The sequence below is a fragment of the Modestobacter sp. SYSU DS0657 genome (genome assembly GCF_054050925.1).
The window spans coordinates 57,122-80,172 of the sequence record NZ_JBJHAG010000002.1 but is presented as its reverse complement, the minus strand read 5'-3'; the positions used below and the strand labels follow the sequence as shown (position 1 = coordinate 80,172).

The 23,051-nt window shown below is 75.7% G+C and carries 22 protein-coding genes; 14 read left to right on the top strand and 8 right to left on the bottom strand.

The genetic code is table 11. The annotated features are described in order from the left end of the window. The first annotated feature begins 86 nt into the window (after positions 1-86). The 3 genes from ACI79A_RS01890 (at position 87) to ACI79A_RS01880 (ending at position 2,309) form a co-directional block, all read left to right on the top strand. The gene (locus tag ACI79A_RS01890) at positions 87-1,520 is read left to right on the top strand and encodes a GuaB1 family IMP dehydrogenase-related protein (RefSeq protein ID WP_457079337.1); all 1,434 of its coding nucleotides are present in this window, start codon (positions 87-89) and stop codon (positions 1,518-1,520) included. 13 nt (positions 1,521-1,533) lie between these two features. After that, complete coding sequence (locus ACI79A_RS01885; protein ID WP_457079643.1) at positions 1,534-1,881, top strand: metallopeptidase family protein; 348 nt, start codon at positions 1,534-1,536, stop codon at positions 1,879-1,881. A gap of 89 nt (positions 1,882-1,970) precedes the next feature. Continuing rightward, positions 1,971-2,309: a GroES family chaperonin gene (locus ACI79A_RS01880; RefSeq protein WP_457079335.1), complete on the top strand. Its 339-nt coding sequence runs from the start codon at positions 1,971-1,973 to the stop codon at positions 2,307-2,309. Positions 2,310-2,486: 177 nt separating this feature from the next. Here ACI79A_RS01880 and pheA read toward each other — a convergent pair whose 3' ends face one another. Continuing rightward, positions 2,487-3,455 carry a prephenate dehydratase gene (gene pheA / locus ACI79A_RS01875; protein ID WP_457079333.1) on the bottom strand — a complete coding sequence of 323 codons (969 nt, stop codon included), beginning with the start codon at positions 3,453-3,455 and terminating at the stop codon, positions 2,487-2,489. A gap of 113 nt (positions 3,456-3,568) precedes the next feature. Here pheA and ACI79A_RS01870 point away from each other — a divergent pair, with 113 nt between their 5' ends. The 4 genes from ACI79A_RS01870 (at position 3,569) to ACI79A_RS01855 (ending at position 9,927) form a co-directional block, all read left to right on the top strand. Beyond that, positions 3,569-5,377, top strand: a complete 1,809-nt coding sequence (locus ACI79A_RS01870) for a GGDEF domain-containing protein (RefSeq protein ID WP_457079331.1) — start codon at positions 3,569-3,571, stop codon at positions 5,375-5,377. Further along, positions 5,374-8,187 carry a diguanylate cyclase domain-containing protein gene (locus ACI79A_RS01865; protein WP_457079329.1) on the top strand — a complete coding sequence of 938 codons (2,814 nt, stop codon included), beginning with the start codon at positions 5,374-5,376 and terminating at the stop codon, positions 8,185-8,187. Before ACI79A_RS01870 ends, ACI79A_RS01865 begins: the two co-directional genes overlap by 4 nt. A gap of 453 nt (positions 8,188-8,640) precedes the next feature. Continuing rightward, complete coding sequence (locus ACI79A_RS01860) at positions 8,641-9,237, top strand: TMEM165/GDT1 family protein (protein ID WP_457079327.1); 597 nt, start codon at positions 8,641-8,643, stop codon at positions 9,235-9,237. Positions 9,238-9,339: 102 nt separating this feature from the next. Continuing rightward, the gene (locus tag ACI79A_RS01855; protein ID WP_457079325.1) at positions 9,340-9,927 is read left to right on the top strand and encodes a diguanylate cyclase domain-containing protein; all 588 of its coding nucleotides are present in this window, start codon (positions 9,340-9,342) and stop codon (positions 9,925-9,927) included. Positions 9,928-9,954: 27 nt separating this feature from the next. Here the strand turns inward: ACI79A_RS01855 and ACI79A_RS01850 are convergent, their stop codons facing one another. Beyond that, positions 9,955-10,854, bottom strand: a complete 900-nt coding sequence (locus ACI79A_RS01850) for a haloalkane dehalogenase (RefSeq protein WP_457079323.1) — start codon at positions 10,852-10,854, stop codon at positions 9,955-9,957. A 136-nt stretch (positions 10,855-10,990) separates the two neighbouring features. On the opposite strand from ACI79A_RS01850, the gene ACI79A_RS01845 reads away from it, so the two are divergent. From ACI79A_RS01845 to ACI79A_RS01830, 4 genes are all read left to right on the top strand, one after another. Beyond that, positions 10,991-11,767, top strand: a complete 777-nt coding sequence (locus tag ACI79A_RS01845; protein ID WP_457079321.1) for a MerR family transcriptional regulator — start codon at positions 10,991-10,993, stop codon at positions 11,765-11,767. 156 nt (positions 11,768-11,923) lie between these two features. After that, positions 11,924-13,006 carry an FUSC family protein gene (locus ACI79A_RS01840; protein WP_457079319.1) on the top strand — a complete coding sequence of 361 codons (1,083 nt, stop codon included), beginning with the start codon at positions 11,924-11,926 and terminating at the stop codon, positions 13,004-13,006. Between the two features lie 140 nt (positions 13,007-13,146). After that, a complete protein-coding gene (locus ACI79A_RS01835) occupies positions 13,147-14,394 on the top strand; it encodes an MFS transporter (protein WP_457079317.1) in 1,248 nt (415 codons plus the stop codon). Positions 14,395-14,432: 38 nt separating this feature from the next. Next, on the top strand, positions 14,433-14,801 hold the full coding sequence (locus tag ACI79A_RS01830) for a TfoX/Sxy family protein (protein ID WP_457079315.1): 369 nt from the start codon (positions 14,433-14,435) through the stop codon (positions 14,799-14,801). A gap of 125 nt (positions 14,802-14,926) precedes the next feature. On the opposite strand, the gene ACI79A_RS01825 is transcribed toward ACI79A_RS01830, so the two are convergent. Next, positions 14,927-15,553, bottom strand: a complete 627-nt coding sequence (locus ACI79A_RS01825; RefSeq protein WP_457079312.1) for a hypothetical protein — start codon at positions 15,551-15,553, stop codon at positions 14,927-14,929. Positions 15,554-15,722: 169 nt separating this feature from the next. Then, on the bottom strand, positions 15,723-16,646 hold the full coding sequence (locus ACI79A_RS01820; RefSeq protein ID WP_457079310.1) for an aldose 1-epimerase family protein: 924 nt from the start codon (positions 16,644-16,646) through the stop codon (positions 15,723-15,725). A gap of 203 nt (positions 16,647-16,849) precedes the next feature. Here ACI79A_RS01820 and ACI79A_RS01815 point away from each other — a divergent pair, with 203 nt between their 5' ends. Together ACI79A_RS01815 and ACI79A_RS01810 are read left to right on the top strand one after the other, a co-directional pair. Continuing rightward, a complete protein-coding gene (locus ACI79A_RS01815; protein ID WP_457079308.1) occupies positions 16,850-17,191 on the top strand; it encodes an STAS domain-containing protein in 342 nt (113 codons plus the stop codon). Between the two features lie 69 nt (positions 17,192-17,260). Beyond that, positions 17,261-17,689, top strand: a complete 429-nt coding sequence (locus ACI79A_RS01810) for an ATP-binding cassette domain-containing protein (protein ID WP_457079306.1) — start codon at positions 17,261-17,263, stop codon at positions 17,687-17,689. Positions 17,690-17,691: 2 nt separating this feature from the next. Here ACI79A_RS01810 and ACI79A_RS01805 read toward each other — a convergent pair whose 3' ends face one another. After that, a complete protein-coding gene (locus tag ACI79A_RS01805) occupies positions 17,692-17,982 on the bottom strand; it encodes a DUF1540 domain-containing protein (RefSeq protein ID WP_457079304.1) in 291 nt (96 codons plus the stop codon). Between the two features lie 109 nt (positions 17,983-18,091). After that, positions 18,092-18,346, bottom strand: coding sequence for a hypothetical protein (locus ACI79A_RS01800; RefSeq protein WP_457079302.1), 255 nt, complete (start codon positions 18,344-18,346; stop codon positions 18,092-18,094). Positions 18,347-18,424: 78 nt separating this feature from the next. Here ACI79A_RS01800 and ACI79A_RS01795 point away from each other — a divergent pair, with 78 nt between their 5' ends. Then, the gene (locus ACI79A_RS01795) at positions 18,425-19,645 is read left to right on the top strand and encodes an arginine deiminase (RefSeq protein WP_457079300.1); all 1,221 of its coding nucleotides are present in this window, start codon (positions 18,425-18,427) and stop codon (positions 19,643-19,645) included. Between the two features lie 11 nt (positions 19,646-19,656). On the opposite strand, the gene ACI79A_RS01790 is transcribed toward ACI79A_RS01795, so the two are convergent. Continuing rightward, on the bottom strand, positions 19,657-21,588 hold the full coding sequence (locus tag ACI79A_RS01790) for an alpha/beta hydrolase (RefSeq protein ID WP_457079298.1): 1,932 nt from the start codon (positions 21,586-21,588) through the stop codon (positions 19,657-19,659). A 118-nt stretch (positions 21,589-21,706) separates the two neighbouring features. Continuing rightward, entirely contained in the window at positions 21,707-22,990 is a 1,284-nt protein-coding gene (locus ACI79A_RS01785) for an APC family permease (RefSeq protein ID WP_457079296.1), read from the bottom strand. Positions 22,991-23,051: the final 61 nt, after the last annotated feature.

Genomic DNA, 23,051 nt, shown 5'->3' with positions numbered 1-23,051 from the left:
GTGGCAGGGCTCCACCTCCGGCAGCCCGGCTCGACCCGCGCCACCGACGGCCGCCCCTCCGGGCGCAGGTGCGGGACACTGGTGCCATGCGCTTCCTCGGCGACCGCCGCCCGGACCACGACCTCACCTACAGCGACGTGTTCATGGTGCCGGGGCACTCCACGGTCGGCTCCCGCCTCGAGGTCGACCTGACCACCCCCGACCGGGTCGGCACGACCATCCCGATCGTCGTCGCCAACATGACGGCGATCTCCGGCCGGCGGATGGCCGAGACCGTGGCCCGCCGCGGCGGCCTGGCGGTGCTGCCGCAGGACATCCCGATCGACGTCGTCGGCGAGGTGGTCTCCTGGGTCAAGGCCCGGCACACCGTCTACGACACCCCGATCACCCTCCGCCCGACGTCCACGGTCGCCGAGGCGCTGTCGCTGCTGGGCAAGCGGGCGCACGGCGTCGTCGTCGTGGTGGAGGGAGGCCGGCCGGTCGGCGTGGTCACCGACGGCGCCTGCCAGGGCGTCGACCGGTTCACCCAGCTGTCCGAGGTGATGACCCCCGAGCCGCTGACCATCCCCGCCGGCACCGACCTGCCCAAGGTCTTCGACGTGCTCTCCGCCGAGCGGATCAGCGCCGCCCCGGTCGTCGACGGCGACCAGCTGGTCGGCCTGATCACCCGCAAGGGCGCGCTGCGCTCGGCGATCTACGCCCCGGCGCTCGACGCGCGGGGCCGGCTGCTCACCTCGGCCGCCGTCGGCATCAACGGCGACGTCGCGGGCAAGGCGGAGTCGCTGCTGGCGCACGGTGTCGACGTGCTCGTGGTCGACACCGCCCACGGCCACCAGGAGAAGGCGGTCGAGGCGGTGCGCGCCGTCCGCGCCGTCGCCGGGACGACGCCGGTGGTGGCCGGCAACGTGGTGACGCCGGAGGGCACCCGCGACCTGGTCGAGGCCGGGGCCGATGTGGTCAAGGTCGGCGTCGGGCCCGGCGCCATGTGCACCACCCGGATGATGACCGGCGTCGGCCGCCCGCAGTTCTCCGCCGTCGAGGAGTGCGCGGCCGCGGCGCGGGAGCTGGGCAAGCACGTCTGGGCCGACGGCGGGGTCCGCCACCCCCGGGACATCGCCCTGGCGCTCGCCGCGGGAGCGGCGAACGTGATGATCGGCTCCTGGTTCGCCGGCACCTACGAGAGCGCCGGCGACCTGTACGACGACGGCACCGGCCGCCGCTACAAGGAGAGCTTCGGCATGGCGTCGGCGCGAGCGGTCAAGGCCCGCACCGCCACCCAGAGCGGCTTCGACCGGGCCCGCGCCGGGCTGTTCGAGGAGGGCATCAGCTCCTCCCGGATGTACCTCGACCCGGCCCGGCCCGGGGTCGAGGACCTCATCGACCAGATCGTGGCCGGCGTCCGCTCCTCGGCCACGTACGCCGGCGCGCGCACCGTCGACGAGCTGCACGAGCGGGCCGTGCTGGGCGTGCAGAGCGCGGCCGGCTACGAGGAGGGCCGCCCGCAGCCCACCAGCTGGTGACGGAGGCCCGGTGATGCAGGCCCTGCCGCAGGAGCGGTTCGAGGAGCTGGTCGCCGACGCGCTGGACCAGGTGCCGGCCGAGCTCATGGCGCTGCTGGACAACGTCGTCGTCCTGGTCGAGGACCGGAACCCCGAGGAGCCGGACCTGCTCGGCATCTACGAGGGCTTCGCGCTGACCGAGCGCGGCTGGGACTACGGCGGGGCGCTGCCTGACCGGATCATGATCTACCGGGTGGCGATCTGCGACGTCTGCGAGGACGAGGAGCAGGTGGTCGACGAGGTCACGGTCACCGTCGTGCACGAGATCGCGCACCACTTCGGCATCGAGGAGGAACGCCTCCACGCCCTCGGCTGGGGCTGACCCCCTCGCTTTCCGCGCCGAAAGCGAAGGCCCCCACCTCGCTTTCCGCGCGGAAAGCGAGGGGTGACCACCGGGTAGCGTTGCCCGACGTGCCCGAGGACGCCGACCGCACCGCCCCCCGCCTGCCGATCCAGATGCTGCACGACCGACTGCTGGTCGCCCTCCGCAAGGAGGACGGCGACCGGCGCTCGACCGGCGGCATCCTGATCCCCGCGACCGCCCAGGTGGCCAAGCGGCTGGTGTGGGGCGAGGCCAAGGGCATCGGCCCGAACGTGCGGCAGATCAAGGTCGGCGACCAGGTGCTCTTCTCCCCCGAGGACCAGCACGAGGTCGAGGTGCACGGCGAGGACCTGATCATCCTGCGCGAGCGCGACGTGCACGCCGTCGCCGCCGCCCGGATCGAGGAGAACACCGGCCTCTACCTCTGAGGCAGGGCGCCTCGCCCCGGTGTGCGCTCGTCGTCGGTCCAGCGGGGCAGGAGTGACGACGTGCGCTCACCGGAGTCGAAGGGACGGAACGGTCCGGCACCCAGGGGTGTTCAGAGCGTCCCTGTGCGCGCACACTGGGTGATCATGACGGTCGGTGCGCGACCCCGGGACGGTGGCTCAGCCCTGCCCGGCGGACCCGGCGCGCACCCGGGCCAGCCACTCCTGCGCCGCCGCGAACGCCGCGTCGCCGACCCGCTCCGCCACCGGCTTCCCGGGCTGCGCGTCCGCGCGCGGGTACGAGCCCAGGAACCGCACCTCGTCGGCCTGCCGGTGCAGCGCGGCCAGCGCGTCGCCCACCCGCTGGTCGGCGACGTGCCCCTCGCAGTCGATGGAGAACGAGTAGACGCCCAGCCGCTCCCGGGTGGGGCGCGACTCGATCCGGGTCAGGCTGATCCCGCGCACGGCGAACTCGGCCAGCAGGTCCAGCAGGGCGCCGGTGCGGTCGGCGACGACCGCGGTGACCGTGGTCTTGTCCGACCCGGTCGGCTCCGGCAGCGGCCCCGGCCGCTCGACCAGCACGAACCGGGTCACGGCGCCCGGGTGGTCCGCGACGTCGCCGGCCAGCGCCACCAGCCCGTACCGCTCGGCGGCGATGGCGGCGCAGACCGCGGCGTCGTGCTCGCCGGCGGCGACCCGGCGCGCGGCGTCGGCGGTCGACCCGGTCGGGACGACGTCGGCCCCGGGCACCAGCTCGGCGACCCGGGCCCGGCACTGGGCGAGGGCGTGCGGGTGGCTGGCCACCGAGCGCACCGCGGCGGCGTCGGTGCCGGGGCGCACGGCCAGCACGAAGGCGACCGGCAGGAACACCTCGCGGGTGATCACCAGCGGCGCACCGTCGACCAGCCCGTCCATGGTGGCCGGCACCGAGCCCTCCACCGAGTTCTCCAGCGGCACGAGGGCGGCGTCGCGCTCCCCCGCGCGCACCGCGGCGAGCGCGGCGGGGACGCTGGGCGCGGGGTGGACATCGACGGGGGGACCGACCTCGGCACCGGAGGTCAGCACGGCGAGGGCGGCCTCGGCGAAGGTACCCTCGGGACCGAGATAGGCGAACCTCGTCGGCGCTGTGCGGGAGTCTGCGCGCGGCATCCGGTGAGGGTAGTGCGGCCGCGCCGGATCCAGGTCCCGGCGCGGGGGGAGCTGCCTCGTCACCGGCCGGGTACGTGCTCGTCACGTCCCCCGACAGTTGACAGGAGGTGCGCGTGACCGCGGCGCCCGAGACCCTCGAGCCGATGCTCGACACGGTCCGCTGGCGCCTCCTGGCGGCCAGCAGCGCCGAGGACGCCCGCGCCTTCACCGCCGAGCTGGACCGGGCCGCCGTCGTGCTCACCGCCACCCGGCAGCCCTCGTGGAGCGCCTGGTCGCACGCCTTCAGCGCCCGCGCCCTCCTGCTGGACGGCGACACCGACGGGGCCGCCTCCGCCGTCGCCGCCGCCCGCGCCGTGCTCGAGCGCTGCCCGGCGTCGGCCGAGCGCGCACTGACCCTGGCCTACCTGGCGCACGTGGAGGTGAGCGCCGATCGGTACGAGGCCGCCCTGCACCTCGCCGTCGACGCGAGCCTGCTGGCCGACCAGCTCGGCGGGCAGGCCGGCGCGCCCGGCACCCCTCCCCGCGCGCTGCACCAGGCACACCACTGGCTCTCGCTCGCGCTGACCCGGCTGGACCTCGAGGAGCTCGCCGTCAGCCAGGCCCGGCGGGGTGCCCGCGTCGCCGAGCGGTTGCCCGACCTGGGCGACCGGTGGCAGCTGCTGCGGCTGTGCGCCCAGCAGCACGTCGAGCTGGCCCAGACGGTGCAGCGGCGGGGCGACCTGGCCCGGTCCCGCGAGCTGGCCGAGGCGGCGCTGCGCTACGCCACCACCGCCCGGGAGCTCGCCTGGGAGCCCACCGATGCCGACGTGGACCTGCTCGACGTGGTGCAGGCCTGGTCGCTGGCCCTCACCGGCGACCTGGACTCCGCGCTCCCCCCGCTGCGGCGCGTCCGGCGTCACCTGGCCGCCGGTGACACCGGCCCCTGGCTGGCCGGCTACGCCGACCTGGCGCTGGCCCGGTTGCTGGCCCGGCTGTGCGCCCGGCAGGCCGCCGCCCGTCCCGGGCCACGCGCCGGCACCCCGCCGCCAGAGCTGGGCGAGGAGTCGCTGCAGCTGCTCGTCTCGGCCACCGGTGCCTTCGCCGCGGCCGGTGACCTGCGCCGCTACCGCCAGTGCCTGCTGGAGCTGGGCCAGGCGACCGCGGCGCTGGGGCTCACCGGGGAGGCGCTGCACTGGCTGGACGCCTACCGGTCCGAGACGAGCCGGGCGCACCTGCGCAGCCGGGAGCTGTGGGCGGAGATGTTCGTCCGGCGCAGCCGGCTGCGGGAGGCCGAGCGGCAGACGGCGGTGCTCCGGCGGCACGCGATGGAGGACACCCTCACCGGGCTGGGCAACCGGCGCAGCGCCGAGCAGCGGATGGCCGAGCTGCGCGACGACCGGGAGCCGGTATCGCTGGCGGTGGTCGACATCGACGGCTTCAAGTCCTTCAACGACGAGTACTCCCACCTGCACGGCGACGCCGTGCTGCGCACGGTCGCGACACTGCTCGAGGAGCACAGCCGCACCGGCGACGAGGTCTTCCGCTGGGCCGGCGACGAGTTCCTGGTGCTGCTGCCCGACACCGGCGAGGCGCAGGCGGTGGTCGCCATGGAGCGGCTGCGCAGCGCCGTCGCCGACGCCGACTGGGCCGCGTTGCAGGTCCCCGCGCCGTTGACGGTCAGCATCGGGGTCGCCAGCACCGACGCGCCCGGAGCCGCCGGCGCCCGGACGTGGCGGCAGCTGTTCGACTGCGCCGACCTCAACCTCTTCGCGGCCAAGCGCGGGGGCCGCAACCGGGTCCGCGCCCCGGGCGGCGACCAGCCACCGGCCACGCCGGCCCGCGCCGCGGCCACCACCTCGGTCGACGACCTGGTCTCCCGGGTGCTCAGCGGCGCACCCCGCCGGCCCGGCTGGGCGTTCGACGACGGCGAGGTGGTCTCGTGACCCTGCGCCTGAGCGGCTCCCGGGGCGACGACACCGCCCGCCGGGCCGACGCCCCGGTGCGTGACACGCCCGGGGCCACCGTGCAGAGTGCCCTCGTGCCGCCCGGACTCCTGCACCAGCGGGTCAGCTCCGCGTTGGCCAACTGGGAGCTCGACCAGGCCGAGAGGCTGCTCGCCGAGGCCGAGGGCGAGCTGCCCGCCACGCCGGCCGACGAGCGGGGCGGCGCCCGGGCGTCGCTGGCCCGGGCCTGGGCCGACACGCTGCGCGCGGAACTGCTGGTCCGCCGGCTGCGGCTGGCCGGCTGGTCGCTGCTGGGAGAGCCGCTCGTCGACGGCGGGCCCGAGCAGGAGCCGCCGCTGGACCTGCAGGGCAGCGCCGCTGGCGACGACGAGCCGGTCGACCGGGAGACGCGGTCGGAGTCCGCCGAGCGGGCCGCGCAGGCGATCGCGCTGGTGCGCTCGGCGCGCGCCGCGTTCGACGCCCAGGACGACGGCCTGCAGCGGGCCGCCGGGCTGGTCCGGCACGCGCGGATCGAGCTGCTGTCCCACCGGGTCGACGCCGCGATGGACGAGGCGGTGGAGGCGGCCAGCCTGCTGGACCCGGCCATGCCGCCCGGCCCACTGCTGGTGCACACGCTCAGCGCGCTGGCCGGGGTGCTCGCCGACCTGGAGCTGATGCCGCTGGCGCTGGACTACCAGCGTCGCGCCGCGGAGGTCGCCGCCGCGGCGGCCACCGCGGACGACGGCGACCTGGCCCGCAGCCTGGTGGGCGAGGCCGCCACCCGGCTGGCCGCGCTGTCCGCCGAGGTCGGCGAGGGCGTGCTCGACGACGGCGGGCTGGAGTCGGCGCGCGCCTCTTTCACCGAGGCCCGCCGGCTGGCCGAGCGTGCCCTGGAGGAGCTGCCGGTCGACGACCCCGCCGTGCTGGACGCCCAGGTGGTCCACGGCTGGGCGCTGGTCGGGCTGGGCGAGCACACCGCGGCCCTGCCGCTGCTGGGCGCCGTCGTCAGCGCCGCCGAGCAGGCCGGCGACCGGTCGCTGCTGGCCTCGGCGGAGCTGGGCCTGGGCCGGGCACTGCGCCGGTCCGGCGAGCCGCGCCGCGCCGACGACCACCTGGCCGCCGCGCTGACCGTGGCCACCGAGCACGGGCTGGCCCGGCTGCGCCGGGCCGCGCTGCGCGAGCTGTGCACCCTGCACGCCGACCTGGACGACGCCGCCCGCGCGCTGCCCTACCTGCAGGCCTACCTCGCCGACGAGCTGGACCGCGTCGACGAGCGGCGCACCCGCTGGGTGGAGCTGTTCGGCCGGCGCAAGAGCTTGCTGGAGACCGAGCGGGCCGCCGGACAGCTGCGCCGGCAGGCCTACGAGGACCCGCTGACCCACCTGCCCAACCGCCGGTACGCCGAGGCCCGGCTCGACGGGCTGCTCACCTCCGGCGCCGCCCCGGCGCTCGCGGTGGTCGACATCGACCGGTTCAAGGCGATCAACGACGCCGCCGGCCACCCCGGGGGCGACGCGGTGCTGCGGGCGGTCGGCCAGCTGCTGGTCGACGGCTGCCGCGACACCGACGAGGTGTGCCGCTGGGCCGGCGACGAGTTCGTCATCCTGCTGCCGGAGACCACGGCCGAGCAGGCGGAGCGGGCGATGGAGCGGATCCGCCGCTCGATCGCCACCCACGACTGGTCGGCGCTCGGCGTCGAGGGGCCGGTCACGATCAGCGTGGGCATCGCCCAGGCCGCCCGCGGCGACGACCGCCGCACCCTCTTCGCCGCCGCCGACGGCGTCCTCTACGACGCCAAGCGGGCCGGCCGCGACCGCGTCGTCCGGCTGTCCGGGGTGACCCAGACCCGGGCCGCGGACGGGGCCGATGTGGCCGGTGTGACGGCGCCCGGCACGGCCTCCGGCGAGGTCCCGGGCTCGGCCGAGGTGGCGCTTATCGTCGGCGACGTGAGCACCTCCCCGCTGGCCGACCGCCCCACCGACGACCAGCCGGAGAGCGACCTCAACGGCTTCGCGTCCCTGCTGATGGAGCCGCCGGTGCAGCCGACGCGTCCGCGCAGCCCGCTGGACGAGCTCTTCGGCTCGGCCCCCGCGGCCCGGCGGCCGCGCACCGAGCAGCCGGCCGATCCCGAGCCCGCCCCGGCGCCGGCGCCCGCGCCCGCCCCGGCGGCCGCCCACCCGGTGGTCACCCCGTTCGGGCCGGACGTCATCTGGGCCACCGGCCGCAGCACCGAGCAGGTGCTGGCGCTGGTCCGCGAGGCCCGCCGCGACCACCCCGACCACCCCGCCGTGGTGGTGCGGGCCAGCGCCGAGACCCTCGTCGCGCTGGCCAGCGAGCACGACGCGTACACGACGATGGACGGGGTGGCGATGGCCGCCGCCGTCGGCCCGGTGCCCGAGGCGGTGGGCCGGATCGCGGTGCTGTGCGCCAGCAGCGGCGACACCCCGATCGCCGCCGAGGCCGCGTTCGTCGCCCGGGTCAGCGGCGCCGAGGTCGTCCGGGTCGAGGACGTCGGCGGCAACCGGATCCGCCCGCTGCTGGCCGACCCGTCCCTGCTGAACGACGTCGACTGCCTGGTCGTCGTCGCCGGCCTGGACGCGGCGCTGGCCAGCGTGGTCAGCGGCCTCACCGAGGTGCCGGTGGTCGCCGTCCCCACCTCCGCCGGGCAGGCGAACACCTTCGGCGGGTTCAGCGCGCTGCTGACCATGCTGAACTCCGCGGCGCCCGGCGTCGTGGTGAGCAACATCGACAACGGCTGGTCCGCCGGCGTCTTCGCCGCCCGCATCGCCCGCCGCACCGCCCGCGACTGACCCCTCCCGCGCGCCGGCCGCCGCACCTCACTCCCCGGTTGATCATCGGCGGTTGGTCGTGCCCACCGGCGTGGCGGGCGACCACGTGCCGATGATCATCGGGGGGGGGCGGGCCTGATCGGGCGTGGCCGCCGGCTGGCTCGACCCGTGCGCAGGTGCCTCGGGGGACGTGCTGCTCGGTGCCCTGGTCGACGCAAGGGCGCCGCTGGAGGTGCCCGCCGCGGCGGTCGCCGCGCTGCCCACCCCGGGGCATCGGCTAGTCTCCTGGGCCGAGAAGGGGAGTAGCCCCCCGACCGCTGGTCGACATGCTGGCGCGCTCGCGCGCCCGGTCAGCGGGCCCGTGCTCCGGCGCGGGTGGGCGAGACCTTCGGCCTGCCGGCCACCTGATGGTGCGCCGCCGGTCGAGGGCTGCCCCGCATCCCCGCCCGGCGACGCTGAGCGGAAGAGAGCACTGTGGTCCCCTCGGTCGTCCTGGCCGCCTTCGTCCTGATCCTGCCTGCCGAGCTGCCGGACAAGACGCTGTTCGCCACCCTGGTGCTGGCCACCCGGTTCCCGGCCCTGCCGGTGTTCGTCGGCGTCGGCACGGCGTTCGGCCTGCAGGTGGCGATCGCGGTCACCGCCGGCTCGCTGCTGTCCCTGCTGCCCGACGCGCTGGTCAGCGGGGTGGTCGCTGCCCTCTTCCTGATCGGCGCGGTGCTGCTGTGGCGCAGCGCGAGCGAGGGGCCGGAGGACGCCGAGGCCGCGCAGGCCCGGGAGCGGACCTCCTTCCTGCGCGCCGCGGCCATCTCCTTCGGGGTGCTGTTCGCCGCCGAGTGGGGCGACCTCTCGCAGCTGGCCACCGCCGGGCTCGCGGCCCGCTACGAGGAGCCGCTGTCGGTGTTCGTCGGCTCCTGGGCCGCGCTGCTGGTCGTCTCCGGGCTCGCCGCGTTCCTGGGGCGGAAGCTGGCCGACCGGCTGCCGGTCGCGCTGATCCGCCGGGTCGCCGCGGTGCTGTTCGCCGTTTTCGCCGTCGTCGCCGTGGTCGAGACCGTCCGCACCCTGGCCGGCTGACTCCTCCTCCCGGGGCAGCCGGCGCTCAAGCCGGCGGCCGGTGCTGCCGACTCCTGGTGTGACGGCCGAGGTGCGGCCGCCCAGCGAACGGGAGCACCGACCATGGAGACCATCCGCTTCGAGCAGTCGCAGGACGTGCTGGTGCAGACGGCCGCCGTCGTCGCCGCACAGCGGCAGTTCGCGCAGCGGCTGCGGCAGCGCACGGTCCCCGACCCGCTCACCGGGCTGCCGGTGCGCAGCCTGCTGATCGACCGGCTGGAGCTCGCGCTCTCCGCCGCCGGGCCGGACACCGGCCGGCTCGCGGTCCTCTCCTGCAACCTCGACGGCATCACCACGGTCGAGGACGCCCACGGCCGGCTGCTCGCCGACGCCGCGCGCGCCGAGGCCGCCGGCCGGCTGGTCGCCGCCGTCCGCCAGGGCGACGTCGTCGCCCGGATCAGCGCGCAGACCTTCGTGCTGCTGTGCCCCGGCATCATCGACCCCGCCGACGCGGAGGGGATCGCCCGCCGGGTCGCCGCGGCCTTCGACGCACCGCTGCAGCCCGCCCCCGAGCTCTCCTGCCGGATCCGGCTCAGCGTCGGTGTGGCGCTGTCCGGGCGGGCGTCGACCCCCGAGTCGCTGATCGCCTCGGCGAACGAGTCGATGACCCGGATCCGGCACGAGCGCCAGGGCAGCGGCCGCCACGGCTGACCCGCCCCTCCCCCCAGGCGGAGGACCTCAGCGCAGGGTCGGGATCCACTCCGCCAGCGCACGGCCGATCCCGTCCGGGGAGTCCTCGGGCACGAAGTGCCCACCCGGCACCGTGACCTCGGTCAGCGCCGGCCACCGCCGCACCTTGGTGCGCTGCCGGCCGACCAGGATCGACCCCGGGTCGGCGTTGAGGAACAGCTTGGGCACCTCGCTGTGCGCCAGCCACTGGCCGTACCGGTCGACGACGTCGTGCACGCCCGGCGGCACGTGCTCGATCGGGATCTGCCGCGGCCACTCCAGCGTCGGCCAGCGGTCGGCCCGCTCGCGGAACGGCGCCCGGTACCGGTCGTGCGCCTCCGCCGAGAGCCCGCGCCGCACCTCGGCCGGCAGGATCTTCTCCACGAACACGTTCTGGTCGAGCACCCGGCGCTCGCCGTCCGCCCCGCGCATCGCCTGGAACACCGGCTTGGCCGCCCGCGGCCAGTCGGCCCAGATCATCGGGGTGACGATCGCCTCGGTGAACGCGATGCCGCGCACGGCGTCGGGGTGCTGGGCGGCCCAGTCGAAGCCCAGCCCCGAGCCCCAGTCGTGCAGCACCAGGGTGACCCGCTCGGTGACGCCGACCGCGTCCAGGAAGCCGGCCAGGAACTGGGCGTGCCGGTCGAAGGAGTAGCTGCCCGGCCCCGGGTCGGGGAGTTTGTCCGACTCGCCCATGCCGATCAGGTCGGGGGCGATGCAGCGGCCCAGGTCCCGCACGTGCGGGATGACGTTGCGCCACAGGTAGGACGACGTCGGGTTGCCGTGCAGGAAGACGATCGGGTCACCCTCCCCCACGTCGACGTAGGCCATCTCGTGGTCGCCGACCCGCACCCGGGAGCGCGGGAACGGGTCGTCGGCGGGCACGGGCGTGCGGACGTCGTCGGCCATGTCCGGCCAGTGCCCCGTCGTCCCGCCGTCCGAACCCCTCCCTCTCGCCGAAGTGGCCACTTCGGCGCCCGGGGGTTGACCCTGACCCGACGTCAGGCTGTTCCGTGGTCTCCGTCGACGAGAGAGAGGAGGGGCGATGAGCTGGACGGTGGGCGAACTGGCCCGGCTGGCCGGCGTCACGGTGCGCACGCTGCACCACTACGACCGGATCGGGCTGGTGCGGCCCAGCGAGCGCACGTCGGCGGGCTACCGCAGCTACGACGTCCGCGACCTGGACCGGCTGCAGCAGGTGCTGGTCTACCGCGAGCTCGGGTTCCCCCTCGACGAGGTCGCGACCCTGCTGGACGACCCCGCCGCCGACCCCGCGGTGCACCTGCGCCGGCAGCACCGGCTGCTGCGGGACCGGCTCGAGCGCACGTCGGCGATGGTCGCGGCCGTGGAGAAGGAGATGGAGGCACGGCAGATGGGGATCTCCCTGACCCCGGAGGAACGGTTCGAGGTGTTCGGCGACTGGCTCCCGGAGGAGTACGCCGCCGAGGCCGAGCAGAAGTGGGGCGACTCGGCGGCCTGGGCCCAGTCGCAGCGCCGCACGGCAGCGATGTCGAAGGAGGACTGGCTGCAGGTCAAGGCCGAGACCGACGACGTCGAGCGCCGATTCGCCGCCGCGCTGGCGGCGGGGGTGCCCGCCGACGCGGCCGCGGCCCTGGACCTGGCCGAGGAGCACCGGCAGCACATCAGCCGCTGGTTCTACGACTGCTCACCGGAGGTCCACGCCGGGCTGGGCCGGATGTACGTGGAGGACGAGCGGTTCACCGCGTACTACGAGCGGATCGCCCCGGGCCTGGCGCGGTACGTGAGCACCGCCGTCCAGGCCAACGCCGCCCGGCAGGACGGCAGCGCAGGCCGGGATTGAGCCGCCCGACCTGCCGTTGAGCCGTGCCGTGGCGCCGCCCAACGGCAGGCGGGGCGGCTCGACCCGGCGTCCGGCGCCTCCCCCGGGAGGTGGACGTCACCTCCGAGCCGCGTGCGCACCGCGGCCGGTCGCCCGCATGCTGACGGGGTGGGGTGGGTGATCGCGCGGCTGCAGCAGCCGTGGGTGCAGCGGGCGGTACGGGCGGCGCTGGCGGCGGGGCTGTCCTGGCAGATCGCGCTGCTGCTGCCGCCGTCGCTGGCCGCGTACGCCTACTACGCGCCGCTGGGCGCGGTGATCGCGGTGAGCCCCACGGTGGCGGACTCGGCGTCGGCGGCCTGGCGCAGCATCGTGGCGATCCTGGTCGGGTTCGCCCTCGCCGTGGCGCTGTTCGAGGCGACCCGGGGCGTCTCCAATGCGATCACCATCGCGCTGATCGTCGCGCTGGCGATCGTGGTCGAGCAGTGGCGGTGGCTGTTCCGCGAGCAGGCCGGCTGGGTCAGCTTCGCTGCCGTCCTCATGCTCACCGTGGGGACGGCGGACCCGGCCGAGTACGCGCTCCGCTACGCGGGGCTGACGCTGCTGGGCGCCGTGATCGGTGTGCTGGTGACCAGTCTGCTGTTCCCGCCGCTGCAGCTGACCACCGCCGAGCAGCGGATCGCCCGCACCCGGACCCTGCTCGGCGAGCACCTGGAGACGATCGCGGCGTCGTTGCGCAGCGGGCAGGTGCCCGAGCTGGGCGAGTGGGAGGCCCGCGGGGAGGAGCTGGACCGGGCCCTGGACCGGATGCGCTCGGCCGAGTCGATGGTCGAGCGCGCGCGGCGGGCCAACCCCCGGGCCCGGCGCTGGCGGGGCACGGCGAGCAGCATCCGCGAGCAGTCCCGCGCGCTGGACCGCGTCGCCGTCCTGATCGACGACCTCACCACGCTGGTGGTGGAGTTCCAGCCGCACCGGCGCGGGCTGGACCGGGTGGACGACGGCACCGGCTGGGTGCTGGCCGATGCGCTGGACGGCCTGGCCGGTGTGGTCCGGATCCCCTACCACGCCACCGACACCGAGCCCGACGACCGGGATGCGGCCATCGCGAGGGCGTTGACCGCGGCGGACCGGCTGACCGCGCTGCTGCGGGGTTCCGAGATCGGCGACGACGAGGGCTTCTTCGCCCTCGCGGCGGTGACCATCGGGATGCACCGCTCGCTGGCCACCCTGGAGGCGCACGTCCGCTTCCCCCAGCCCGCCTGACCCTCCCGCCAGAATGGCCATGATGGCGGCCCGGAGGCCCGCCATCATGGCCATTCTGGCGAGACGGTTGCACGTGGAACGTCCGCCCTCGGCGGAGACCGGACGTCGCCGTCCCTGAGCCCGGCTAAGGTCCGGTGCTCGTGAGCCGCGTCGGTGAGGTCCTGGTCCCGGCACGGCTGGGGCGCAGCTTCCGGTGGCTGCTCGCCTCCTCCTGGACGTCCAACCTGGGCGACGGGATCGCGCTCGCCGCCGGGCCGCTGCTGGTCGCCGCGCTCACCGAGGACCCGTTCCTGGTCGCCCTCGCCGCCACCGTGCAGTGGCTGCCACCGCTGCTCTTCGGCCTGGTCGCCGGCGCGCTGACCGACCGGCTGGACCGGCGGCTCATCGTGCTCGTCGTCGACCTGGCCCGTGCCGTCGTCCTCACCGTGCTGACCCTGGCGGTCGCCACCGACCGGGTGACCATCGGCGCGGTGCTCGCCGCGCTGTTCCTGTTGGCCACCGCGGAGGTGTTCGCGGACAACAGCTCCCAGACGCTGGTGCCGGTGCTCGTCGCCCGCAGCGACCTGGCGGTGGCCAACTCCCGGCTGCAGACCGGCTTCATCACCGTCAACCAGCTCGCCGGCCCACCGCTGGGCGCCGCCCTGTTCACCGCCGGCGCCGCGTGGGCACTGGGCGCCCAGGCGGTGGTGATCGCGCTCGGGGCGGTGCTCATCACCCGCGTCGTCCTGCCGGCCCGGGAACCGCGCGCGGGCAGGCGGCCGGCGATCCGGCACGACATCGCCGAGGGGCTGCGCTGGGTGCGGCACCACGCCGCCGTCCGCACGCTGGTGCTGACCATCACGATCTTCAACGTCACCTTCGGCGCCGCCTGGTCGGTGCTGGTGCTGTACGCCACCGAGCGGATCGGGCTCGGCGCGGTCGGCTTCGGCCTGGTGACGACGGTGAGCGCCGTCGGCGGCATCGCGGGGGGCCTCGGGTACGGGTGGATCACCCGCCGGCTGAGCCTGGGCGACCTGATGAGGATCGGCCTGGTGGTCGAGACGCTCACCCACCTGGCGCTGGCCCTGACCTCCAGCCCGGCGGTGGCCCTGCCGGTCTTCTTCGTCTTCGGCGCGCACGCCTTCGTCTGGGGGACGACGTCGGTCGCCGTGCGCCAGCGGGCCGTGCCGTCGGAGCTGCAAGGCCGGGTGGGGAGCGTCAACACCGTCGGCGTCTTCGGCGGGCTGGTGGTCGGCTCGGGCATCGGCGGAGTGCTCGCCCAGCACTGGGGCGTGACCGCTCCGTTCTGGTTCGCCTTCGCCGGGTCGGCCGTGTTCGTGGTGCTCATCTGGCGCTCGCTCCGGCACATCGCGCACGCCGACGCGCAACCGGTGCCGGCAGCCGCCTGACCCTTGCCGACGACAGCGTGCGTCGGCACGCTGCGCCCATGGCCTACGACCGGGACCTGGCCGACCGGGTGCGGGCGGCGCTGTCCACCGACCACGGCGTGACGGAGAAGGCGATGTTCGGTGGGCTGGCGTTCCTGGTCGACGGCGCAATGGCCGTGGCCGTCGCCGGGCAGGACGGGCTGATGGTGCGCAGCGACCCGGCGCGCGCCGACGAGCTCACCGCCACCGACGGCGTGGCGCGGATGGTGATGCGCGGCCGGGAGCTGGACGGCTGGCTGCTGGTCCGCGCAGACGCGCTGGACGACGAGGAGGCGCTGCGCAGCTGGGTCGCCACCGGCTGCGACGTCGCCCGCAGCCTGCCGCCGCGGCCGCGGCGGAGAGGCTCGACCCGCACCACCGGCCGTTGAGCCGCGGCACGGCACGGTTCACCGGTCGGTGAGGCGGCTCAACCCCCTTGATGCCGGCCCGGCGTGCCCGTGCGGGTAGGTGTCCACGGCGGCAGATCGCCGCAGCGGGTCCGCTCAGCGGGACGTCACTCCCAGGTGGTGGGGTTGTCGGCGGCGCGGACGACGGACACCGCGCCGAAGGGCTCGACCAGGAACCCGGACGCCGACAGCACCTCGGCGACCGCGGCGTTCATCGTCTGCTGCACCGCGGCGTCGGTCTCCGGGCCGCGCACCCGACCCACCGACGTCCGGTCGTGCTGCGTCCAGGAGACGACGACGCCGTCCCGCTCGGGGCTCGGCGTCAGGCACACCCCGCCCAGCGCCCGGTCCGCCGTGCGGCCCGCGCAGTCGTGCAGCGGGAGGCCGGCCTCGGCGACCGCGGCCGTGATCTCGCAGACCAGGCCGGTGAGCGGGTCGGCGTCGGAGATCAGCGGGTCCCAGTCGTCGGCCAGCCGGTCCAGCAGCGCGGACAGGTGCGCCAGCCAGGTGCGGTCCTCGGGGGAGAACTGCCGCGACAGGGTCCCGTCGGGCCGGCACGAGCCGTAGCCCGGCTCGGCGAACCAGCCGTCGGCCGTCAGCCCGGCGACGGCGGCGTCCAGCTGGCTGGGGAACGGCCCGGCCAGGACGACGCCGTCCTCGTCGACCAGCCACCAGGCGGCGTCGGCACCCCGCCCCACCGCCGTCCTGGGCTGGTGCCCGTTCGACGCACTCACGCCAGAGACCCCCACTGCTCGACGACCGCGCCGGGGAAGTCGGCGCGCTCTGCAACCGTCATCGGCAGGCCGGGCCCGGACGGTCACCGGCGCCCGCCCCGGGAACCCCAGGTCCCCCACCGCCTCCGGGTGCCCCGGGACCACCTCCGGGGGTGCCACCTCGGGGGCGTCAGGCCGGCAGCCGCCCGATCCACCACCAGGCGGAGTGCTCCTCGCCGGGGGCCAGGGTGACCAGGTCCTGCCCCGTCCGCAGCGCGTCGGGCGGGCAGGTCATCGGCTCGACGGCGAGCCCGGCCCGGTCCAGCTCGGGCTCGGGCCGGTCCGCGGTGTGCACCTGCACCCACGGCAGCGCGGCCGGGTCCCACACCATGGCCACGCCGCCGCCGTCGGCGGCCCGCAGCTCGGCCCGCGCCGCGCCGTCCGCACCGGCGCGGACACCGGTGAACGCGTGGTCCACCTGGACGTCCCCCAGGCGGCGGCCGGCCCGGAAGTCGAAGGGCGTGCCCTCGACGGGCCGCTCGTCCAGCGGCAGCAGCTGCTCGTCGTCGACCGCCAGCCAGCGCCCGGCATCCAGGGTGAACGTCCAGTCGTCGACCCGGCCGGGCCCGGCCACCAGGTAGGGGTGGACGGAGCAGCCGTAGGGCGCCGGCTCGGCGCCGGTGTTCACCGCGTCGATCTGCCAGCGCAGACCCGCGGCCTGCACGGTGTAGCCGACCTGGACGTCCAGCTGGTGCGGATAGCCGAGCTGGGGCCAGACGCGCGCGGCGAGGACCACCGACCGCGGCGTGCGCTCGACCAGCGTCCAGGGCGTCCAGCACAGCAGCCCGTGCAACGCGGTGCGCCGGTCGGGCTCGGTGAGGGCCAGCTGCTGGTCGCGGCCGTTCCACCGGTACCGGCCGCCGCCCACCCGGTTCGGCCAGGGCGCGAGCACCGACCCCCGGTAGACCGGCCGCGGCCGGCCCGGGTCGAAGCCGGCGACCACGTCGCGCCCGTCGATCCGCAGCGACCGCAGGCCCCCGCCCACCTCGGTCACGACGGCGTGCACGCCATCGGCCTCCAGCTCGTGCTGCGCACCTGTCGGCTCGCCGGCCACGCTTCCCCGCTCCTGCCGCCGTCCACCGGTGGACCCACGCCGGGACCCGGCCACGCATCGGCGCGGACGGCGGCATCCGGGTGCTCGGCTGGTGGCGCCGCAGCATGGTAGCGACGCCGGGTCCGAACCGATCCCCGCCCGACTGACCTGCGGCTTCGCCCCGGACCACGTTTCAGCCGGGATGAGCGGGTACCCAGCCCCCCGTGACCATCGGCCCGGATCGCAGCGGATCGGGCGCGGTCCTGCTCGCGGAGGACGGCTCCGGTCCCCTGCTCCGCTTCAGCGGCCGGATCGACCGGGAGGCCGTGCGCCGGTTCCGCCGCGAGGTGCCGCCGTCGTCGTGGCCGGAACGGGTCGATCTCGACGCGGTGACGGCGCTGGAGGCGGCGGGGTTGGAACTGCTGGTGCACCTGGCCCGCAAGCCGCGCCGCCGGGGCGCCGAGCTGCAGATGGTGCGGCTGCCCGACCGGCTCCGCCCCGTGCTGGAGCGCGCCGGTCTCTCCTGGCTGCTGCCCCGCCCCGACGACCGGACCGCGCCCGCCTGACCGGCGCGGCTGGCGCCCGGCCGGGAGATCAGGTTAGCCTCGCCTCACTCGACACGAAGTGGGGTTCGGATGGGCTTGCGACTGCCGGTCGGCGGTGTCACGGTGCTGGTCGGCCCGGCGGGCGCACGGGAGGCCACGCTGGCCGCTCTCGACCCGGGTAGCGCCCGGTGCGCGGGGGGCCACGCCTCCCTGCCCGTGCTGCGGCTCACCGCCTCGCCCGACGACGACGTCCAGCAGCGGCTGGGCGCCGTCGAGCAGGCGCGCGCCGGCGCGGCGTCCGTCGTCCTGGTCGACCACCTGACCGACGGCCTGGCCGCAGCCGACCGGCACGCGGTGCTCGCCGCGCTGCGGGAGGTCGCGCGCGCCGGGCGCGCCGTCCTCGTCGACGACGGCGACCCGGTGGCGGCGCTGTCGGTGGCCGACGGCCTGCTGCGAACGCCGGCGCTGACCGTCGAGCAGCTGCCCGACGCCGACCAGCTGGAGCAGCTGGTCGCCTGAGTTCAGCGCGTCGTGTAGGTGAGGCAGTCGGCTGCGTCGGCGCCCGAACCCACCTGCACGGCGGACGCGCGGCACTCGAGCGCCTCGTTGTGCACGCAGTCCGAGCGGTGGCAGGCACCGACCACGCCGGTGCGGTCGAGCCCCGCGCGGAAGGAGATCTCCACGAAGGTGCCGCAGTGGGCGTGGTCGCCGCCGACGGTGATGGCACCGGCGTGGCAGGTGTGCTCGGCGTTGTACGAACAGCTGTCGACCGAGCAGTCCTGCACCTGGGGCATGTCCAGCATCTGGGTCATGACCCCAGGCTGGCAGCACCCGGCCGACCCCGCCAGCCAGGAAAGGCTGACCTGACCTGCACGTACGCGCCTGACCAGGCCTTACTGGAGAGGCCGCGCGACACGCCGGTCAGCCGCGCGGGCGTCTGCCCATCGGCGGCAGCCGGGTGGCGAGCGCCCGGGTGGCGTAGCCGCCGGCGACGGCGGCCGCGATCAGGACCAGCAGCAGCCCGAGGAGGCCGATCCGTTCGACGCCCGCCAGTTGCAGCAGGAGCAGCAGCACCGCGCCCACCAACAGGGAGAGGCCCGCGGCGAGCAGCACGACCAGCCACCGCGGCTGGCCGCCGGGAGTGGGCGGCGGTGGGGGCGGGTCGACCGGCGTCACACCCGTAGTGGATCACGGCCGCCGGCCTCACCCGTTCCGGGCTGGCCGCCGCCGTCCCGATCGGCGAGGCTCGACGGCATGACCGCCACCTGCTCGGTGACCAGCGAGGTCGGCCGGCTGCGCACCGTGCTGCTGCACCGGCCGGGCGCGGAGCTGCGCCGGCTCACCCCGCGCAACAACGACGAGCTGCTCTTCGACGGCGTGCCGTGGGTGGCCCGCGCGCAGGAGGAGCACGACGCGTTCGCCGCGGCGCTGACCGAGCGCGGCGTGGAGGTGCTGCACCTGCACCGGCTGCTCACCGAGGTGATGGCGCTGCCCGCCGCGCGCGAGGAGGTGATCGCCGAAGCCGTCGACGACCCGCGGCTGGGCGCGACGCTGCAGCACGCGACCACCGCGCACCTGTCCGGGCTCGCGCCCGACGACCTCGCGCAGGCGCTGATCGCCGGGGTCGCCCACGACGAGCTGCGCGGTGGCCGGGGCCTGGCCTACCAGCTGATGGGACACGGGGACTTCGTCGTCCCGCCGCTGCCCAACCTGATGTTCACCCGGGACTCGTCGGTGTGGGTCGGCGGGCAGGTGGCCGTCACGTCACTGGCGATGCCGGCCCGGGCGCGGGAGAGCGCGCTGACCGCGGCGCTGTACACCCACCACCCGCGCTTCGCCGGCGCCGAGCGGCTCTACGGCGCGCACCTGGAGCACCTCGAGGGCGGCGACGTGCTGCTGCTCGCGCCCGGGGTGGTGGCGGTCGGCGTCGGGGAGCGGACGACGCCGGGCGGCGCCGAACGGCTGGCCCGGCGGGTGTTCGCCCGCGGGCTGGCCCACACCGTGCTGGTCGTCCCGATCGCCCAGGAGCGGGCGACCATGCACCTGGACACCATCGCCACGATGGTCGACGTCGACGCGATGGTGATGTACCCGGCGGTCGCCGACTCGCTGCAGGCCTGGACGGTGACCAGCGACGAGCTGCCCGACGACGCCGACACGGTGGAGCTGTCGGTGCGCGGGCCGCGGCCGTTCCTCGACGCCGCGGCCGAGGCGATGGGCATCGACCAGCTGCGGGTGATCGACACCGGGCTCGATCCGGTCACCGCCGAGCGCGAGCAGTGGGACGACGGCAACAACACCCTCGCCCTGGCGCCCCGGCTGGCGGTGGCCTACGAGCGGAACACCGTCACCAACGCGGCGCTGGAGAAGGCCGGCATCGAGGTGCTGGCGATCGCCGGGTCGGAGCTGGGCAGCGGCCGCGGCGGCCCGCGGTGCATGTCCTGCCCCGTGCTCCGCGACCCCGTCCCGACGTAGCCGCCCGGCCGTCAGGCCCCCGGGTCGAAGGCCTCGACGGCGGGGAGGAAGACCTGCTCCCGGTAGACGTCGCTGCGCTCCGGGCTCGCGGTCAGCTGCACCACGGCCAGGCCCGCCGGGGTCTCGGCGAGGGCGAGGTCGACCCGCTGGCCGAGGTCGTCGACCCGGTACAGGTCCCAGGTGACCGACGCCGTCTCCAGCTGGTCGACCGGCTGGACCGGCTCGCCGGTGCCCAGCTGCGCCGCCAGCTGCTGGAGCACCTGGTCGGCCGTGGCCCCGGGCACCACCTGCTGCACCAGCGAGACCAGCGGTGACTGCTGGAACGCGCCGGGGAGCACCTCCGACCACCCGTCGGGCCGGACCCCGGCGAGGCCCAGCTCCTCGCTCTCCCAGTCCGTCATCTCGACCTGCACGCCCTCGGGGGTGAACGCGGGGGCCTCGACGTCGTCGACGCAGGAGGTGTCCGGCTCGCTGTTCGGGTCGGCGAGGAACTCCCGGGTCAGCTGCACCGCGCACTCGTGCGTGCCCACCGAACCGTGCCCGGTGGCGGGGAACTCGACGTAGACGGCGTTGCCCAGCTCCTCGGCCAGCTGCTCGCCCCACCGCGGCGGGGTGATCGGGTCGAGCTCACCGGCCAGCACCAGGGTGGGGAGGTCGCTGCTCAGCGCCTCGTTCTCGGCGGGGCCGGGCTCGCCGGCGTCCCAGCTGGCGCAGACGTCGAAGATGCCCGGGCCCATCGTGGGCGTGCTGGCGAAGAAGCTCTCGACCAGCGGGTGCTCGGCGACCGCGTCCGCCACCGCGTCCGGGTCGCTGAAGCTGACCTCCTCCTGGCACTGCACGGCCAGCTGCTGGCCGACGCTGACCATGTCCAGCTGCTGGGTGAACGCGCTGAGCAGCAGGCCGATCGTGCCGAACTCGTCGTTGGCCGCGGCCTCGATGACCTCGGGGAGGAACGGGATCAGCTCGGTGGAGTACATGCTCTGGAAGAGGAAGCCCACGAAGCCGGCGCCGTCCAGCGGGCTCTCCACCCGCTCACCGGTGGTCGGGTCGAGCACCGTGACCGACGCGGGCGCCGCGTCGAGCTCCGCGACGAGGTCGGTGACCGTCTGCTCCAGGTCGGGGTACCGCTCGGCGCACCCCGCGTCGGCCGCGCACGCGGCGAACAGCGCATCGATCGCGCGGGCCGCGTTGCCCGGCGTCTCCTCGTAGAGGTCGGCGTCGATCGGGTAGGAGGCGTCGAGCACCACCGACCGGATGCCCTCGGGGGTGTCGCGCACGGCGGTCTGCGCCAGCCGGGTGCCGTAGGAGATCCCGTAGAGGTTCCACTCCTCGTGGCCCAGCGCGCGGCGCAGGTCGTCGAGGTCGGCGGCGGAGGCGGCGCTGTCGTAGTCGGCGAAGTCGACGCCCTCGTCGACCAGGCGCTGCCGGCAGTCCTCCAGCGAGGCGGCCGCCTGCTCCGCGAGCTCCTCGACCGGCTCTTCCGACCCCAGCGACTCCCGCACCCAGGAGCTGTACTCGTCGCAGGCCAGCGACGGCTCGGTCAGCCCGGTGCCGCGCTGGTCGAGGATGACCAGGTCCCGGTCCTGGGCCAGCGGCTCGTACAGCTCACCGAACGCCAGCGGCACGAACTCCAGCGCCCCCTGGCCCGGCCCGCCGGAGAGGTAGACGAGCGGGTCCTCGGCCGGGTCGTCGGCCTGCGCGGCGACGACGCCGAAGGCCAGGCTGATCGTCCCGGAGTCCGGGTCGTCCCGGTCGGCCGGCACCTCGAGGGTGCCGCACTCGATGTCGACCCCGGCCGGCACGTCGAACTCGCAGGCGCCCCACTCGACCTCGCGGGCCGGTGCGCTCGACGCCGCGGTGTCCTCGCCGTCGTCGCCCGAGCCGGTGCACCCGGCCACCAGGAGCAGCAGGGCGAGCGGCACTGCCGCCAGACGACTCTTCACGTGGTCACTCTCCGCGCTCGACGACAGGCTGCTGTTCGCTGGGTGCCCCGAACCGCCGCACCGGCGGGGCCGGTGATCACCACGGGCAGTCAACCAGGCCCGGCGGCCGCCCACCGGGTCACACGGCTCGTCGTTCCCGGGAGACGCGCACCAGGCGGGCCGCGGCGCCGACCGCCAGCACTGCGGCGCCGACCGCGATGGCGCTCGGCGGCAGGGTGACCACCAGGACGACGCAGCCCACCGCGCCGAACACCTGCAGTGCGCGGGGGAACCGGCGGTGCGAGCGGTCCTGGGTGAACGCCGACGCGTTGGCGATCAGGTAGTACAGCAGCACACCGAAGGAGGAGAACCCGATCGCGCCGCGCAGGTCGACGGTGAGCACCAGCAGGCACACCACGACGGCGAGGGCCACCTCGGTGCGGTGCGGCACGGAGTACCGCGGGTGCACGGCCGCCAGCCAGCCCGGCAGGTCGCGTTCCCGGGCCATCGCCAGGCTGGTGCGCCCGATGCCGGCGATCAGCGCGAGCAGCGCACCGAGCGCCGCGGCCGCGCCCCCGATCCGGACCACCGGCGCCGCCGCCGACCAGCTGCCCCCGTCGACCGCGGCCGCCAACGGTGCCGCCGTCGCCGCCGTCCCGTCGGGGCCGAGCACCGCCAGCAGGGTGACCGCCACGACCGCGTAGACGGCGACCGCCAGACCCAGGGCGAGCTGGATCGCCCGCGGGATGGTCCGCGCGGGGTCGCGCACCTCCTCGCCCATCGTCGCGATCCGCGCGTAGCCGGCGAAGGCGAAGAACAGCAGGCCGGCCGACTGCAGCACGCCGTACCAGCCGCCGCTGACGCCGTCCCAGGGGCTGACCTGCGACCACGTCGGCGAGCCGCCGACCAGGCTGGCCAGCACGACGACGGTCAGCGCGGTCAGCACCACGGTGACGATCACCCGGGTCAGCCGGGCGGTGCGGGTGACACCGCGGTAGTTGACCGCGGCCAGCGCGGCGACGGCGGCCACCGCCACCGGGCGCTGCCATCCGTCGGGCGCCGCGTAGGCGGCGAAGGTCAGCGCCATCGCCGCGCAGCTCGCCGTCTTGCCGATGACGAAGCCCCAGCCGGCGAGGAACCCCCACCACGGCCCCAGCCGCTCCCGGCCGTACACGTAGGTGCCACCGGAGGCCGGGTACTGCGCGGCGAGCTGCGCCGAGGCGGTCGCGTTGGCGTAGGCGACCAGCCCGGCGAGCAGCAGGCCGATCAGCAGACCGGCGCCGGCCGCCTGCGCCGCCGGCGCGAACGCGGCGAAGACCCCCGCCCCGATCATCGAGCCCAGGCCGATGACGACGGCGTCGCCGGTGCCCAGCCGGCGGGCGAGGGCGCCGGTCCCCGGCGACGAGTCCCTGGGGGTGCTCATGGCCCTGGAAGCGTAGGGAGAGCAGGTGAACGCCGGGTGTCACATGATCACCTCGGGTCCG